At 50.7% G+C, this 14,883-nt stretch carries 13 protein-coding genes; 6 read left to right on the forward strand and 7 right to left on the reverse strand.

Features of this window, described 5'->3' with window-relative positions:
• Positions 1–276: 276 nt before the first annotated feature.
• From B9Z37_RS04425 to B9Z37_RS14625, 5 genes are all read left to right on the forward strand, one after another.
• Positions 277–1,050, forward strand: a complete 774-nt coding sequence (locus B9Z37_RS04425) for a DUF6710 family protein (protein ID WP_108311779.1) — start codon at positions 277–279, stop codon at positions 1,048–1,050.
• Positions 1,051–1,856: 806 nt separating this feature from the next.
• On the forward strand, positions 1,857–2,177 hold the full coding sequence (locus B9Z37_RS04430; protein ID WP_108311780.1) for a type II toxin-antitoxin system PrlF family antitoxin: 321 nt from the start codon (positions 1,857–1,859) through the stop codon (positions 2,175–2,177).
• Positions 2,177–2,629, forward strand: a complete 453-nt coding sequence (locus B9Z37_RS04435; RefSeq protein WP_108311905.1) for a type II toxin-antitoxin system YhaV family toxin — start codon at positions 2,177–2,179, stop codon at positions 2,627–2,629. The genes B9Z37_RS04430 and B9Z37_RS04435 overlap by 1 nt, the downstream gene beginning before the upstream one ends.
• A gap of 336 nt (positions 2,630–2,965) precedes the next feature.
• The gene (locus B9Z37_RS04445) at positions 2,966–3,370 is read left to right on the forward strand and encodes a DUF6088 family protein (protein WP_108311782.1); all 405 of its coding nucleotides are present in this window, start codon (positions 2,966–2,968) and stop codon (positions 3,368–3,370) included.
• 21 nt (positions 3,371–3,391) lie between these two features.
• Positions 3,392–3,850, forward strand: a complete 459-nt coding sequence (locus B9Z37_RS14625; protein ID WP_108311783.1) for a type II toxin-antitoxin system MqsA family antitoxin — start codon at positions 3,392–3,394, stop codon at positions 3,848–3,850.
• A 14-nt stretch (positions 3,851–3,864) separates the two neighbouring features.
• On the opposite strand, the gene B9Z37_RS04455 is transcribed toward B9Z37_RS14625, so the two are convergent.
• Complete coding sequence (locus B9Z37_RS04455; protein ID WP_108311784.1) at positions 3,865–4,473, reverse strand: 3'-5' exonuclease; 609 nt, start codon at positions 4,471–4,473, stop codon at positions 3,865–3,867.
• Positions 4,474–4,644: 171 nt separating this feature from the next.
• On the opposite strand from B9Z37_RS04455, the gene B9Z37_RS04460 reads away from it, so the two are divergent.
• Entirely contained in the window at positions 4,645–6,129 is a 1,485-nt protein-coding gene (locus B9Z37_RS04460) for a recombinase family protein (protein ID WP_108311785.1), read from the forward strand.
• A 908-nt stretch (positions 6,130–7,037) separates the two neighbouring features.
• Here the strand turns inward: B9Z37_RS04460 and B9Z37_RS04465 are convergent.
• The 6 genes from B9Z37_RS04465 to B9Z37_RS04490 all read right to left on the reverse strand — a co-directional run bounded on the left by B9Z37_RS04465 (position 7,038) and on the right by B9Z37_RS04490 (position 14,793).
• Positions 7,038–7,499 (reverse strand): alpha/beta fold hydrolase, encoded by a 462-nt coding sequence (locus tag B9Z37_RS04465; RefSeq protein WP_167394318.1) that lies wholly within the window; start codon positions 7,497–7,499, stop codon positions 7,038–7,040.
• An 88-nt stretch (positions 7,500–7,587) separates the two neighbouring features.
• Positions 7,588–8,559: a restriction endonuclease gene (locus tag B9Z37_RS04470; RefSeq protein WP_108311787.1), complete on the reverse strand. Its 972-nt coding sequence runs from the start codon at positions 8,557–8,559 to the stop codon at positions 7,588–7,590.
• A gap of 17 nt (positions 8,560–8,576) precedes the next feature.
• The gene (locus B9Z37_RS04475; protein WP_108311788.1) at positions 8,577–11,930 is read right to left on the reverse strand and encodes a DEAD/DEAH box helicase family protein; all 3,354 of its coding nucleotides are present in this window, start codon (positions 11,928–11,930) and stop codon (positions 8,577–8,579) included.
• 1 nt (position 11,931) lies between these two features.
• Positions 11,932–12,486, reverse strand: coding sequence for a restriction endonuclease subunit S (locus tag B9Z37_RS04480; RefSeq protein ID WP_108311789.1), 555 nt, complete (start codon positions 12,484–12,486; stop codon positions 11,932–11,934).
• A complete protein-coding gene (locus B9Z37_RS04485; protein ID WP_108311790.1) occupies positions 12,483–14,021 on the reverse strand; it encodes a type I restriction-modification system subunit M in 1,539 nt (512 codons plus the stop codon). Before B9Z37_RS04485 ends, B9Z37_RS04480 begins: the two co-directional genes overlap by 4 nt.
• Before the next feature lie 19 nt (positions 14,022–14,040).
• Positions 14,041–14,793 (reverse strand): hypothetical protein, encoded by a 753-nt coding sequence (locus B9Z37_RS04490; RefSeq protein ID WP_108311791.1) that lies wholly within the window; start codon positions 14,791–14,793, stop codon positions 14,041–14,043.
• Between the last annotated feature and the right edge of the window lie 90 nt (positions 14,794–14,883).

A 14,883-nucleotide genomic window follows, 5' to 3' on the forward strand; every position in this document is an offset into this window, starting at 1 on the left:
TTCGGGATTACAGAGCTAGATGGCCAAGGGGTGGGTGAACTTGTACAAGACTGCTCCGTGCTTCAGACTTATTCGAACTGGGAAGTTTAAATCCATGCCCCCGTTTGCAGCGGTTCCGTCCGTCATCTCGCTGATGCCGATGGGCTGCCCTATGCGGCATTCCGATCACTCGCGACTGGCAGGTAGGCTTCTATGGCTGGTCGGCGTAAATTCCAGCATCACGAGTACAAGGTATTCTGAACAAATACCCCGAACAATTTCAGCCCACTCGAAGCCATGAACAAAAAATCGAAGGCGCTCAAAGCCCTGCTCGAAAAATTATCCAAAGGGCTGCCTGAAGTTCCAAAACAGGCTGAGCACATCCCAGCCCCGAAGATACGTAAGAAGAAGAAACTCAACACTAATGACAAGTGGCGTTCATTGCTGTGGAGTATTGACACTGCTGAAGCGCATGGTTCCAAAGCTGTAGAAGGACTGATGCAAGCACTTGCTCGGATAGTACAGGCCGAAATTCTTCAGGGATTGCTATTCGACGCTCGACCACACCGAACAGCTCCTGACTGCCCTGAATTACTACTGTGGGATTCATCAACCCCGGTCAGGGAAGACGGTTCTACGATGAAAAATTTACTCCGTCACGAATCTGGTGAGGTGTCGCTCGATTTAGCTTATTCAGCGGTTATTCCGCAGCCGTGGGAACGGTGGAGATTGGCCCGCGCGTTTCAAAACCTCGGCCCCACAGGCAAACACGGCAATTGGCGTCAAACCGACAATACACGCGCCGTCGTTTGGCTACCGTGGCCGTTAACGTGGATCGATAATGGAAACCATACGGCGATGGCGGCAATAGTGACGCATGGCGGAACAGTTCAGGTTTCAGAATCGCTCAACGCCAAGGACCTGTTGCTGGCCGTCTACAGCGACGGCGAAAACTGGGTCAGGATCGATAACGGCGAAATCATCGAACCTGTCCGATCTTTGGCAATGGCGGGAATTTTCGAGATCGGTCGGCGTCTCGTGGGGGCTAAAAGACCGGACCACTCGACATAAATCGCTTCTCCAGCCTCCTCATAATCCAGCAACAGTAGGAGTTTGACAACAAGGGAATAGGTCCCATTTCGGACCCGGGGTACCCTAATCGCGCTCGGCGCACGGGTAGTTCTCTATCCGGATCAGGTCCAGATTTCGGTCAATGTATCGGCACGTTCTGTGCTCCTAAAAGGCTTCCTGCAATCGGATTCCAAGCCGACAAAGTCCCCAAAAAACCGCCAACGAAGCCCAGACAGCGTCGCACGTGTTACAGAACATCGATCCGTCGTACCACCAAAGGACACAAAAGAAACCTAGTCAATCATGAGGAGCAAGATTCACATCAAACTGCCGGGCTGCAACCCGCATGAATCCTAGGTTCGTCTCTTGGTGCGACCAAGAGAAAACGTAGAAAGAGAGAATTTCGGGTAGAGAAAACGAATACTTTCCCGAATTTCTGGCCATCCACGGCCAAGAGACTTTTTCAGGAATGGCGCCAACACTGAGCCGTAGCGCGATGCGCGAACGGCATAGAGAGCCGTTCGCGGGTGATGAATGGTAGAAAAGTTAATCATGAACAGAACCAAGTGATTGGTCCCGGGCACCAGCCTCTATTTCGCCTCAATAGTACGAGGTAGTGAATCAGCGGCAAAAAACACTTGATTGAGCCAGGGGGTCAATCTAGGGTTGCATCGCCCCAACGGCGCTGCCAGCTTGCGGCCACGTTCTGGCCCTTGCGAGCTGACGGGCTTCGGCTGGTCGGCATTAAGGGACTTGACATGGTAAGGTTTATTCCTTACCATGCGTGCTGCATTAGGAGTATTGCCATGCCTGCTGTCCACGAAGTGGCCACGATCACCTCGAAGGGGCAAATCACCTTGCCCAAGCCTATCCGTCAAGCCCTCGGGGTGGACTACGGGGGGAAAGTTGCATTTGATCTGCGCGGATCCCAGGTGGTGGTCACCCGCGTGGAAGAGTCGTCCCATGATGATCCGGCCATCAGCTGCTTCTTGAATCTGCTGGAGGCAGACATCCGCACCGGCAAGCACCTGACCAGCTTGCCAGACGACCTAACGCAAGCCATGTTGGCAACTCTGCGCCAGCCGACCGATCTGAGAGCCGATATTGACGGCGAAGTGGCGCTGTGATTCAGCGCCATGGGTGGACGCTGCTGTTCCACGAGTGCCTCACAGAGCAGCTGCAAAAGCTGCATACCGCAACCGAGCGAGCCAAGCAGCAAGACCCCGCAGGCTATGAGTCCAACGCGAACTTCCGGCTGTTTGCTGCGCTGTCAAAGTTAATTTTTGACGCTGTGCCCAGTGATCCTAATCGCGAGGAGTATCGACAAGGCAACACCATGGGCAGCGCGTTTCGTCATTGGCGACGCGCGAAGATCGGTCGGCGGTTTCGGTTGTTTTTTCGATTTGATTCGAAGTCCCGGATCATCATTTTTGCCTGGGTCAATGACGAGAATACCTTGCGCTCATCAGGCAGCAAGAGTGACCCTTACGCTGTTTTCCAGAGGATGCTGAAACAAGGTCACCCACCTGACGACTGGGCGGCCCTCGTGTCCAGCAGCCGGACCGACTGGAAATCGTAGCCTCACAACGCTTTCGTCTGTGCAACCTCACAGACCTTTTCTTTGTGTGTCCCTCGACTTATCGGCAAAAACACGCGTGAATGCAGCTCCGTCCTTACAAGGAGCATGCACCATGCGAACTACCCTGACCGAAACCGAGCTTGCTGCCCGATGGTCCGTTAGCCCAAAAACTCTTCAAAGGTGGCGAGCCCTTCAGCTTGGACCGGAGTATTTGAAGATTGGCATGAAGATCCAGTACACGCTTGCGGCAATAGAAAATTATGAAAATCCCGCTAGGCCAATGAGAATTGCAGAAATCGTGGAATTTCTACTGTCTGTATACGGGCCTGATCGACAATGAATATCACTGACCGCATTAGATGCTCCGTTCATCGTCGAAACGACCTCGTGTTTCGTCCTGCTGACTTCATGAGATTTGGCAGTGAAACATCGGTCAGGCGCGCGATCAAGAAGCTGACCAACATTGGCGTACTGGTGCGACTTGGCGTGGGCATTTATGCCAAGGCCAAACCTAGCGTGATTTCAGGCAAACCTATCCCAGTTCAGCCTCTCGAGGTGCTCGGCCCACAAGCATTGACCAAACTCGGCGTACGTCTGGGCCAATCGCTTCAGACTGCAGCGTACAACTCTGGCCGAACTGTCCAGGTCCCTACGGGTGTCGTCGTTAACATTGGCAAACAACGAATCAGCCGCAAAATTGGATTCAACGGTAGGTTCCTGCAATATGAGCGCGCAACCTAAAGCGCGGAAGGAGCTTTGAACATGAAATGTCCTGTATGCGGCGCAGCGGAATTGATTCGCGACACTAGGGATATGCCCTACGCCTACAAGGGTGCATCCACCACCATCAAGGGAGTTACGGGCGATTTTTGTCCTGCATGCGATGAAGCGGTTTTGGAAGCGGCTGAATCAACTCGTACTAATAAATTAATGATGCAATTCAACAAGGAAATCAATGCGGCGTACGAAGCTGATGAGGGGGCTCTGACCATAGCCCAGCTCACTCAGATCAAAAAATCAGCACCAAAGGCCATGAATGCTATCGCTGCTGATAGCACAGCGCAAAATCAGGTCCTGCCCATACCAGCCGTTGAGCAGGTGGATGACCTCCACCTGTCTCATGCTGACCAAGAGGCATTTGCCAAAGCTTTGCTATCACCTGAACCCCCAAATGCCGCGCTAAAAAATGCCACAGCAAAAGCCAATGAGTTTTTTGGCTAATTGACGATCAGGGCTCACAGGCCTTTCATCTGAGCGGCACAGGCTTCCAAGGTCCGCTGACGGGCCAAGATTGCAAAGAACAGCCGCAGGGTGTTGAAGGCATCCACATCAGCCCGGTGGGCCTTCCCTACGAACTGCAACTTGTAGCGTGCCATGGCTTTGGACAGCCCACCCTGCTGAACTTTGCCGGTTGGCGTTCGAGCCAAAGACAGCAACGTGGCCCAGGTCTTGACGTCAATCCAGCGCCGACCGAAGTGAGGAAAAACAACTTGCGCACGCGCAAAAGCCTCCAACAGATCAGTGGAGTCACCACCACCCCATGTGACCGGGTTGACGAACACCGCATGCTCGTTAAGCAGCTCGCCCAGCTCAGCCGCGCATTGCGCCAGGCTCACACCAGCCTGGCAATCCTCATCGGTGATGCCTGTCAGTTGCGTGATGAACTCGCTGATGGGTTCATCCACTTTCAAGTTCCAGCACCGGACCACGTACTCTTGCTGGATCTGTGCGGCGCTGCCAATGGCCACGCCGACTTGGATGATGGTGCCGCTGGGCTGGTTGTACTCCAGATCCAGTGCGACATAGCGCTGCGTGTCAATCAAGGGCTGCGGCGTGGCGGTCATGTTGGGGCTGCTTGTCGTGGGAAATGCTGACCCGCCTACGTTACCAGCTTCGGTGGGCGGCAACCCATCAACTTTGCTACAGCAGTTGCCGACTTGTACCGATCAGCTTGCCATGTCACTGGGCAGATGTCCGGATGAGCCATGGCCCTCGATCTGAGATGATGCGAGCTTATGAGCCATGTGCCAATCATTCATGTGCCCTCTGCTGAATCAGGCAAACCGGCAACGGCAATTCGGCGCTGTGCGATTTATGCACGCGTCTCGGTCAGCAGCAAAGACAACCGCACCCAATTGACCTCGCTACAAGCGCAAGTGCAGGCTTGTGAGAGCTACATCCAATCCCAACGCGGCATGGGATGGGAGTTGGTGGCCCCGCCCTATATCGATGACGGCTACTCCGGCGGAAATCTTGATCGCCCTGCCTTAATTCAACTCATGCTGGATGTTGAAGCCAAGAAGTTTGATGCTGTGATCGTGCAACGCCTCGATCGCCTGTGCCGCAGTGTTAGAGACATCTGCGATCTTCTGCCCACATTTAGCATGACCAAAACCTCTTTGGTCAGCTTGACACAGGCATTTGACAGTGAGACCCCCACGGGCAAACTCACCTTGCACCTGCTGACCACGTTTGGTCAATTCGAGCGGGAACTGGCGGGCGAACGGGTCCGTGACAAATTCGCCATCACACGTGCCAGTGGCCGATGGCAACGCAGTGGCATACCGCTGGGCTACACCCTCTCTGATCAACAAGAGCTGCAGGTCAATGCCACCGAGGCGGCCGTGGTGCGCGATATTTTTCAGCGCTATCTGGTCGCCGATTCAATGACCCAACTTCTTGAGGATCTCAGCGCTCTGGACTACCGGACCAAGATCCACATCAGCCGAAATGGCAATCAGCATGGAGGCAAACACTTCGATCGCAATACGCTCAATCAGTTGCTCAAGAATCGGGCATACGTTGGTGAAGTCTTCTATAAAGACGAGTGGCACCCTGGCAAGCACGAACCCATCATTGATCGCGCACTCTGGGATCAAGTTCAGGCCATCAGAAATCAACGCGCCCGGCGCACAGGTAGACTTACTGGAAACCGATATGTAGAAGATTTCCCATTGGCTGGTTTGGTTTTTTGGTACGACGGCAGTGCCTACACCATGTATGAGTCCAGCAACCGCAAAGGGCAACGCTATCGATATTACAAGGCACCCAAAACCACTTTAGGCCAAACCGATAACTCTGGCCCCGTGACGCTGCCGACTCATGAATTGCACCAGGTGGTCATTGATCACCTGCGAGAGCGATTTAAAGATCCACAGCCATGGCTCGATGATCTGCCCGAAGAATGGAAAAGCTGGCCCGAGTTTGATCCCGAACATGTCAAAGCCAGCTTGAGCAAACTGGACAAACCATGGCGTTATTTCATCCCACAAATGGTTGCCGACGTGATCAGACAGTTGGTCGGCCGCGTAGTTCTCTATCCGGATCAGGTCCAAATTTCGATCAATGTACAGACGCTTTCTCTGCTCCTGAAAAGCTTCCTGCACTCGGATTCCGAGCCGAAAAAGGCCTCAAAACCCCGCCGACGCCGCCCAGACAGCGTCGCAAGCGTCACAAAACAGCGACCTCTCGTACCACCAAAGAAAACAAAAGAAACCTAGTCAATCATGAGGACCAAGATTCACATCAAACTACCGAGCTGCAACCCGCATGAATCCTAGGTTCGTCTCTTGGTGCGACCAAGAGAAAACGTAGAAACAGAGAATTTCGGGCAGAGAAAACGAGTACTTTTTCGGATTTTTGGCCATCCACGGCCAAGAGACATTTTCAGGAATGGCGCTAACACTGGGCTGCAGCGCGGTGCGCGAACGGCGTAGAGAGCAGTTCGCGCGTGATAAATGGTAGGGCGTGACAGACTTGAACTGTCGACCAAAGGATTCCGGTTTGTGTGACTTTCGCCACTCCCTGGACTATGCCTTCACCATATTGATTGCTCAACTTAGGCGGGTGCCGTCTAGTCTCTACACGTTCAAAGTGCTTTCGCACTAAGCTTCGCTCGGCATTGCCGTATGTGTTGCCACACTTAGGTTTCACCGAATTTGACACCATCCCTTACACAGTTTCCACGCGTAAGGCACATTTGAAAAATATGAGTCCTCTGCTCTAACCAACTGAGCTAACGCCCCTCAAAAGTGGATTGTACGTGGGTCGGTTTTTGGGGCGAAAAACATCCCAAAAAGCGGGCTCAAAACAGTCAAAAAGTGTGTAGCTGGTGTGTAGTGTTTTTCGCACCAGATTTTCTCACGCAACCTATTGATTTATATAGGTATTTTACGAATATAAGAACATTTTAAATAGATTATGAGAAGTTTAATAATTAAAATATCGTTATTAATCAACAACTTACAACGACGTTTTTTTGGTGTGTAGCAAAGTGTGTAGTAATTTGAAAATTTAATAGTTAAAAATTTCTTCGAAAATCGCGCTGCAAAGCATCACTACCGCTCACGCCTTTTCGCGCATTCCTGCCCTACTTCGATGATGATCTTACACGCCTCAATCAGCTCTATCAAAGCCACCTGCCCAACAACGCTCCAACATACTCTTTTGGCAACATATGTCCCGCGTTTGGAACAATTGTCACGTCAATGCCCAACAGTTCACCAAACGTGGTCACATTGGCTGGATTGCTCTGCCAATCCTCTGATCCGACATGAACTTGACATTGTTTAGGGACTGGAAAACTCCCTGCCCTCGCAAGCTCTAAAAGCTTGTCGGCACGCGGCGGGATGAAGTTCATTTGCGTTTCTTCATTACCGAACTCACCGACGATTGGTGACAGCAGAATCACACGACCAACATAGGGCGGTAGCTGAGCCTGTGCATGAAGAAACAAATACGCACCGAATGAATTGGCGATCACACGAGCATCTTCATGCCAAAGCTCGCGCTCTAAGTCGCTGGCAACAGCATCAACCTGTTGTTGAAAGCCGAGCTTTTTGAAATCACCAAACAACTCTCTACCCAACACGGAGCATCCACGCTCAGTCAGTGCATGACCAAGCCCAGTGTGCAATCGCCCACCCATTCCGGTTAAGTAGTAGACAGTCTGTGCCATCTCAAATACGCACCAGACCAACACGCAGACCCAAGCGGTCTCTAAATTCGTTGGGAATGTCTTGCCAATGCTCGACAAGCAAATCTACAAGCTGACGGCCATTGATCAGGCCGATGCGAGGGAAGCCAACTTCAACCGCTACATCGGATGCCGACGCTTGAAAGTCTGCAGTTGTGATGAATGCACCTTGCCCACCAACAGGAATGGCCGTGCGAAGTTGTTTGACAACATTTGCGTTGATTTTTGAACCACGCTTATACCGCTTAGCCTGCACAAACACCTTCACCTTTGCAAGGTTGGCAACATTCAAAATTCCTGTGGCATCCACACCACCATCACCAGTCTTGCCAGTCACTTCACTTTCTTCAAAGCCAATTGCAGTCAGCAAATGGCCAACGAGGATTTCGAACTCTTTGTCGTTGAGCTCCAACACACGCTCTAAAACAGATTCATACGGATCGTAGTGGGTATCACGCTTTGCTGGCACGTGACCTTCAGCCTTTACAGTGGTGAGGAACTCGTCGGTCTGAGAAACCGCAAATACCGTCAACGACGATCGAATGGTGTTTTGGAATGGGACTGAGAAACTGCTACGACTGAGCTTCTCGCTTGCCCACTGGACACTACGTCGATGCGGATACGGACAGCCATCAGATGGATTCTGCTCGAACCAGTATCCCTTCGGAGAAATTCGTCCGTAGTACAACCATTCTGTATCGGACGAGGGTGTGATCACGTAGTCACCTTCCTTCATCTCCAACAAAAACCTACCTACCTGACCTACCTGTTGCCCAACTACCAAATTACTGGTTTCAGTAGGGTGTGCTTTCCTATAGATCGATGAGAGTTCATCCTTGTTGGATACGTTCGCAAGCGACTCCTCAATTTCATAGCCTATGCCGATGAAACCGCCTTTGACGAAGTGATTGGCATAGGTGCCGTATTCAGCACGTATGCACCAGATGTTGCTCATTTTTTTCCTTCTCGCATTTAGGCAACAGCACGTTGCCGAACGTCTGCCATCACAGCAAACAGCTCCGTCACTTTTGCAGGACTGAATACGCTATCCGGTCCAGTAGCGGCAATGTCAGTAAACGGCGCTTCATACAGTCGATCGTCTGTCATCGCGCCATCATGCGTGAGATGGTCAACGATCAGACGAACAAAGGCTAACTGTTTGGCGTTTGCAGTGGTATCGCTCAAAAATCCAGCCATAGCCTCGTTGGCGGCGTCACGCTCAAGCCCAACTAGCGAACGAATGAAAAGACCAAGCCCTTTAGCTTCGCCCTTTGCTTGCTCGATCAATTGAGCATTGCCATCGGCTTGCTGGAGCAAGATTTTTTCCAACTCGTCCAAATCTGTTTGCGTGACAGGCAAGTTCTTACGGAGCTTGACGTAGGAAAGATGGTCATTGTGTGACCGCAGGAAATCACGTGTCTTCGCTTTGAATCTCTCAAAGTCAATGCCAGTAGCACCGAATGGCAAATTCACTGGCGAACTCTCGCCAACTTCATCCTCAAAGTCTGTATAGACAATTTCGCGCTTGGTCTTCTCAATCAACTTGAGCAACATGCGTAGTTGTTTGCGCACATGTTCCAGCGTACCTACAGTAACGTCTTGCCACCACTCGTCGGTTGCAACAGCTTGGATAAGTGGCATTTGAGCGCGAACCGCTGGAATGTTCGCTTGCAACTCCAGCGCATTCATCACCCGTTGCATGACGGTCTTCACTTTGTCATCGACGGCAAGTGTCTGCAAGACATTAAGTTGGGCGTTGAGAACCATAAAGTCAAAACGCTTGGCTTCTTCCTCGCTATCCACTAATTGCGATGGCAAGTCTGCAACATGTTCGGCAAGCTCCTGCACTTCGCTGGCTGTCAGCTTTGACCAAACATTTTTTGCGCTGTACTTCTCAACGTATTTACGTTTAGGACGAACAATGATGTTGTCAAGCGTCATACCTGCGACGATCTCATGCAGATAGGTTGCCGTTTGCACACGTAACTCATCTTCCTGCTCGCGTCGGTCATCCGTCGGCTTTGGCCTGTTGGGACTGTCAATGTCTGTGATGAGCTGGACACGCATGTTGAACAAACGGGTGTCCAAACTGTCCGCCTTACGTCCTTCAGCCGCATTCGGGTTTTGGTTGAAGTACTCGAAGTTCTGGCAGAAATCGAAGATGCAGAAATGCGTTTTGTGCTTGCGCGGGCCATACACGTCATTGCAAAGACGAGTCCCGCGTCCAATCATTTGCCAGAATTTGGTCTTACTGTGCACTTGCTTGAAGAACACCAAGTTCAAAATTTCAGGCACATCAATGCCTGTATCCAACATGTCCACACTGATGGCTATGTGTGGCTCACTTTCTTTTAGCGAGAAGCTGTCGATTAGGCTCTGAGCGTATTCAGTTTTGAACGTGATGACACGAGCGAACTTGCCGTTGTACTGCGGGTAATTGATGTTGAACCGGTCAGCAATGAACTCGGCGTGGTCATTGTTCTTTGCGAAGATGATGGTCTTACCCAATCTGTCGCCGCTCGCCACCTTTTCTCCATTCAGCATAAGGTGAGCTAAAACGCGGTCAACTGTGTCGGCGTTAAAGAGCCACGCATTGATGGCGGCGCTACTGACCTCGTTGGGCGCACCTGCATCACCCCATTCCAACTCATCCCACTGCGCCTTTTCTTCTTCGCTCAGTTCATCGTATTTGATGCCTTCGCGCTGGAACTTCAACGGCACTGAAATGGCTAACGGCGGTACGAGGTACTTGTCTTTAATCGCTTCTTCAATGCCGTACGCAAACGTAGGAACGCCACGCTCCAAGTGGAACATGCGATATGTGTTGTGATCGACTTCATCTTTTGGCGTTGCGGTCAAGCCGACCAAGTAGGAGTCGAAGTAGTTGAAGATTGCGCCGTACTTCGCATAAATGCTTCTGTGCGCTTCATCTACTACAACTAAATCGAAGTGGCCGATGCCGAATTTCCGCTTGTCTTCTTTGCTGTTGTTGATGAGATTCAGCATCGTTGGGTACGTGCTGACATAGACGCGACCATTAGCATCTGCACCATCTAGCAGGTTGACGATGCCAACGTTTGGCAAGTGCTTGGCGAATTCCCGCGTAGCTTGCTTGACCAGTGAAATTCGATCAGCAAGGAAGAGAATACGCTTTGCGTAATTGGCACGCATCATCAAATCGACAAGCGCGATGACAGTTCTCGTCTTACCTGCCCCTGTCGCCATCACAATTAAACTGCGACGAACGTTGTGTTGCTCAATCGCCTCCGCAATGCTTCGTATGGCTTGATGCTGGTACGTGCGGCTAGCAATGTCTTCATTAATCTTCGTGCTTGACAGTGACAGCCGACTAGTTCGCCGTTGCATCAACAGTTCAAGCTCATCTCGCGTGTGGAATCCCTGCACGTTGCGCGGAGGAGCTTGCGTGTCGTCCCAAAACCAATGTTCATAACCGTTGGTGTAGTAGATGACGGGACGGCGCTTGAATTTACTTTCCAAACAGTCAGCGTAGAGCTTGGCTTGTTGCTGTCCCACTTTTGGATCGCGTCGTGTGCGCTTGGCTTCCACAACAGCTAGTGGCAAGCCATCTTTACCCCAAAGCACATAGTCCACATAGCCCACGCCTGCACCATTCGGCATGCCCTGCACTTCGTATTCTTTGTCTTCAAGCTTGTCGAGTGCAAATCCAGCCTCATTCAGCAGAAGGTCAATGAAGTAGTCGCGTGTCTGCTCTTCGTTGTAGTCGTGTGTGTCTTTGACCGCAGAGTTTGCCGCACGAATCTTTGCGATCTCTTCTTTGTATTTTGAGATTTCATCTCGCAATGTGCTGTTTTCTGCCTCTTTCTGCTTGAGAGCTTGGTCTGCCTTCTCAAGCTGTGCCAGCGGGACGGCGGCCTCATTGCGCGACACCGGCAACAGGCTTGCGTTGAATTGCAAAGCAGGATCAGGCCGCGCCTTCTCGCCATAAGTCCTTGCTAGCCAATAGGCAATGTGGAAAAGCTCAACAATCAACGTGTTGGCTTCGTGCGGCTTGATGCCCTTACCGTGTGCGGCTTTGTTACCAATGCTGATGATGGCCGTTGCCTTCGCAAAGATGGCGTCACCAGCGCTATTCCTAAAGCACGGCTCGTACACCCGCGCGCCCAAATTCTCATCGTATGAACGGTATGTGGAGTCATACCGGTACAACCAGCCGACGATCTGCTCTAACGCGATGCGGCCATAAAAACACGCCGCACGAACATCGCTATTTACATATCCTTCTGCCTTCACACACGTATCGTGTATGGAGAACCACTCACGCTGTAGGAAGGCAAAGTTGCTCATATCAATTCACCGCAAATATTTCGTTGCTTACAACCGAGTCAATTAACTGTGTGGCCTTAAGGAGCCCCTCTTTGTGCAAGTCTTTAATTTTTTCCGCCTTTGTAAGCATGCCCACAATTCTTAATTGCTCGGTTATTGGCGGCAAAGGAATCTCTAATGACTTGAGCATCTCCCGTGTTATCACCGCTTGTGCGGCGCCTTGCGACTTCCCTCTCAATGTCTGAATATTTGACTTCAAAAAGTAATATAAAAATATATTATTCAACTCGGTAGAATTTGCACGTACTGCGGCAACAGATCGCCCAATAGCACATCTAAAAGACGAATAATTTATCTTGCCAGCAGTAGCTCCCACCACACATACTAAGGTGTCGTCTTTCTCTGCAATTTTCAAAGGATTCGTTGTCCACTCTTCAACGGTTGGACTGCGCTCGCCAAACTCCCCCGCCTTAACAAATATTGTCCCAACTCCATCTTTATTGCATTCCTCACCTAGCGGCGCTTGCCCCATTACAACTTCTATGTAATCCCCCAACTTTTTAAGTTGCCATTTCATTTCAAAATCCCTTCGAAGTCAGCTAGTTCAGCTCGAATTCTTTCATCTATGACCTTTAACTCAGCAATGATTTGAATTGGTGGTGTGTGATCTATTTTTGTTTCAATGACTTTTTTGTATTTGCCTAAACTCAAATCGTATTCTTCCGAAACAATTTCCTCCTTCGAAACTAAGAAGCTTTGCTCAAATCGTGTCCTATTTTTCTCTTCACCAGCTCGCTCATTCCAACGTTTTATAACATCTGGCAAATTATTTTTTATATGCTCTTCTGACGAAAGTGGCGCAGTTGGTTTGGTTCCTAATTTTTCGATGTTCAGTAATGGTTGCCGCTTGTCGTCCAAACTCCAACCATCAGCGTTCATATCGTAGAACCAGACTGAGTCTGTGCCGCCGCTGTTCGTTTTAGTAAAAAACAGAATGGCCGTGCTGACACCTGCATAAGGCTTAAATACACCACTCGGCAAAGACACCACTCCATCCAGCTTTTGCTCTTCGACTAATATTCTTCGAATTTCTTTGTTAGCTTTGTTGGTCTTAAACAAAACACTATCCGGTACGATGACTGCCGCACGCCCACCTGGTTTCAACAACTTGAGAAAGAGCGCCAAAAACAAAAGCTCGGTGCTTTTCGTTTTCACAACGGACAGCAAATCCTTTGCAGTTCCTTCGTAATCCAAACTGCCGGCAAAGGGCGGGTTGGCAAGGATCAGGCTGTATTTTTCGTCTTCAACTGCAAAGTCTTGTGACAGCGAATCCCTGTAAGTGATGTTGGGGTTCTCAACGCCGTGCAACATCATGTTCATACTGCCAATGCGGAGCATGGTCGTATCGAAGTCATAAGCATTGAACATGCCGTTGTGGAAGTGCTGTCGAGCCTTTACATCAGCAAAAATCTCACTTCTGTTCTCGCGCAGGTACTCACCTGCCGCAACCAAAAATCCACATGTCCCGCCAGCAGGATCACAGATGATGTCTGTCGCTGTTGGCTCGACCATCTCCACCATCATTTTGATGATATGGCGTGGTGTGCGGAACTGACCGTTCTGGCCTGCGCTGGCGATCTTGCCAAGCATGTACTCGTAGAGGTCGCCCTTTGTGTCTCTGTCCTCCATTGGAATTTGATCCAACAGGTCGACGACCTTTGCAAGCAAAGCAGGCGTAGGGATGGTAAATCGCGCCCCTTGCATCTGCTTGGCATAGGTGCTGTTGTCGCCGCCCACATCACGCAAAAAGGGAAATACATGTTCACTGACCACATTGAACATCTCTTGCGGAGCCATGTTTTTCAAGCGGCTCCAACGCATGTCCTCGTACCTACACCCTTTAGGATCGGTTCCTGTAGGAAATATGGTGCGCTCCATCGGCTTACCTAGCCGAACGCTTTTGTTCTCTTCCAGCGTGTGCAGTTCATCCAGCCTGCGCAGAAACAGCAGGTATGTGATCTGTTCCAGCACTTCGAGTGGGTTGGCAATACCGCCCGACCAAAAGCTATCCCACACACGGTCAACTTGCGATCTCAATTCACCTGTCAGCATCTTCTTCTCGTTTCTTCGCTCAATTAGGGAACACTTTGGATGCACTAGCGGCAACAAAGCGTTCAGCATTCTTTAAATGGCGCAGAGCAACAATTGTCACAGTACGCCGCTGGTCGGTTGTAGCGGAGGTCTTTACGCCTTCCTTCAACCCCTTTGCAATCGGCAAGCCTGCGCGGATAGCCATATCAGCGATGGACACCTTTTTGCCAGTCACCAGCTTTTCCGCATCTGCTCGCCTCTTTTCCACCAGCATAGCGTAGGCATGTGCCATTCCCTGCTGGCTCCATTTCCTGCCAAGCTTGTACGTGGCGGAGCTTGACTGCACACGCACCCCTTTTGGTGTCTTCGGCACAAGCTTGTCGATCAGCGCACCAAACCTCCGTTTGATACCCACATTCGTCCAATTCAGCGGCACCACCAGATTGATGGCCTCTGTCGAATTGAACGGGGCGATTTGATCAACTGTGCTCGCAATTAGAAGAGTGTACTGAGTGCGCGGCTCAGCAAAGTGATCTACGTGCGAATTCCACCAACTTTTGAAGTCGGTCGAACGCACATCTCCTAAGTCAGCATGGATGGCCGCCAGTGCAGGCGTGGCCCGTTCGGCATACGCATCGTTCAGTTGCAAAAACCTGTACCACCAGAAGAACGGGCTGGCGGTGACGGACTTCGGCGGCTTTGCATCGTCATACGCGCCGCGCCCGAAGGTCGGATAGCTCTTCGTTGCAAAAGTTCTAGCTGTGCTTGCCTTTGTTACGCCTTCGGACGCCATAAAACACTAACACTTTCATTTTTTCAGAAGTCGTAAGTGTAACAAATATTACATCAAATAGACAATACATGTACTGACATTTTTCAGTAT

The sequence above is a fragment of the Limnohabitans parvus II-B4 genome (assembly GCF_003063455.1).
Taxonomy (GTDB): domain Bacteria; phylum Pseudomonadota; class Gammaproteobacteria; order Burkholderiales; family Burkholderiaceae_C; genus Limnohabitans_A; species Limnohabitans_A parvus.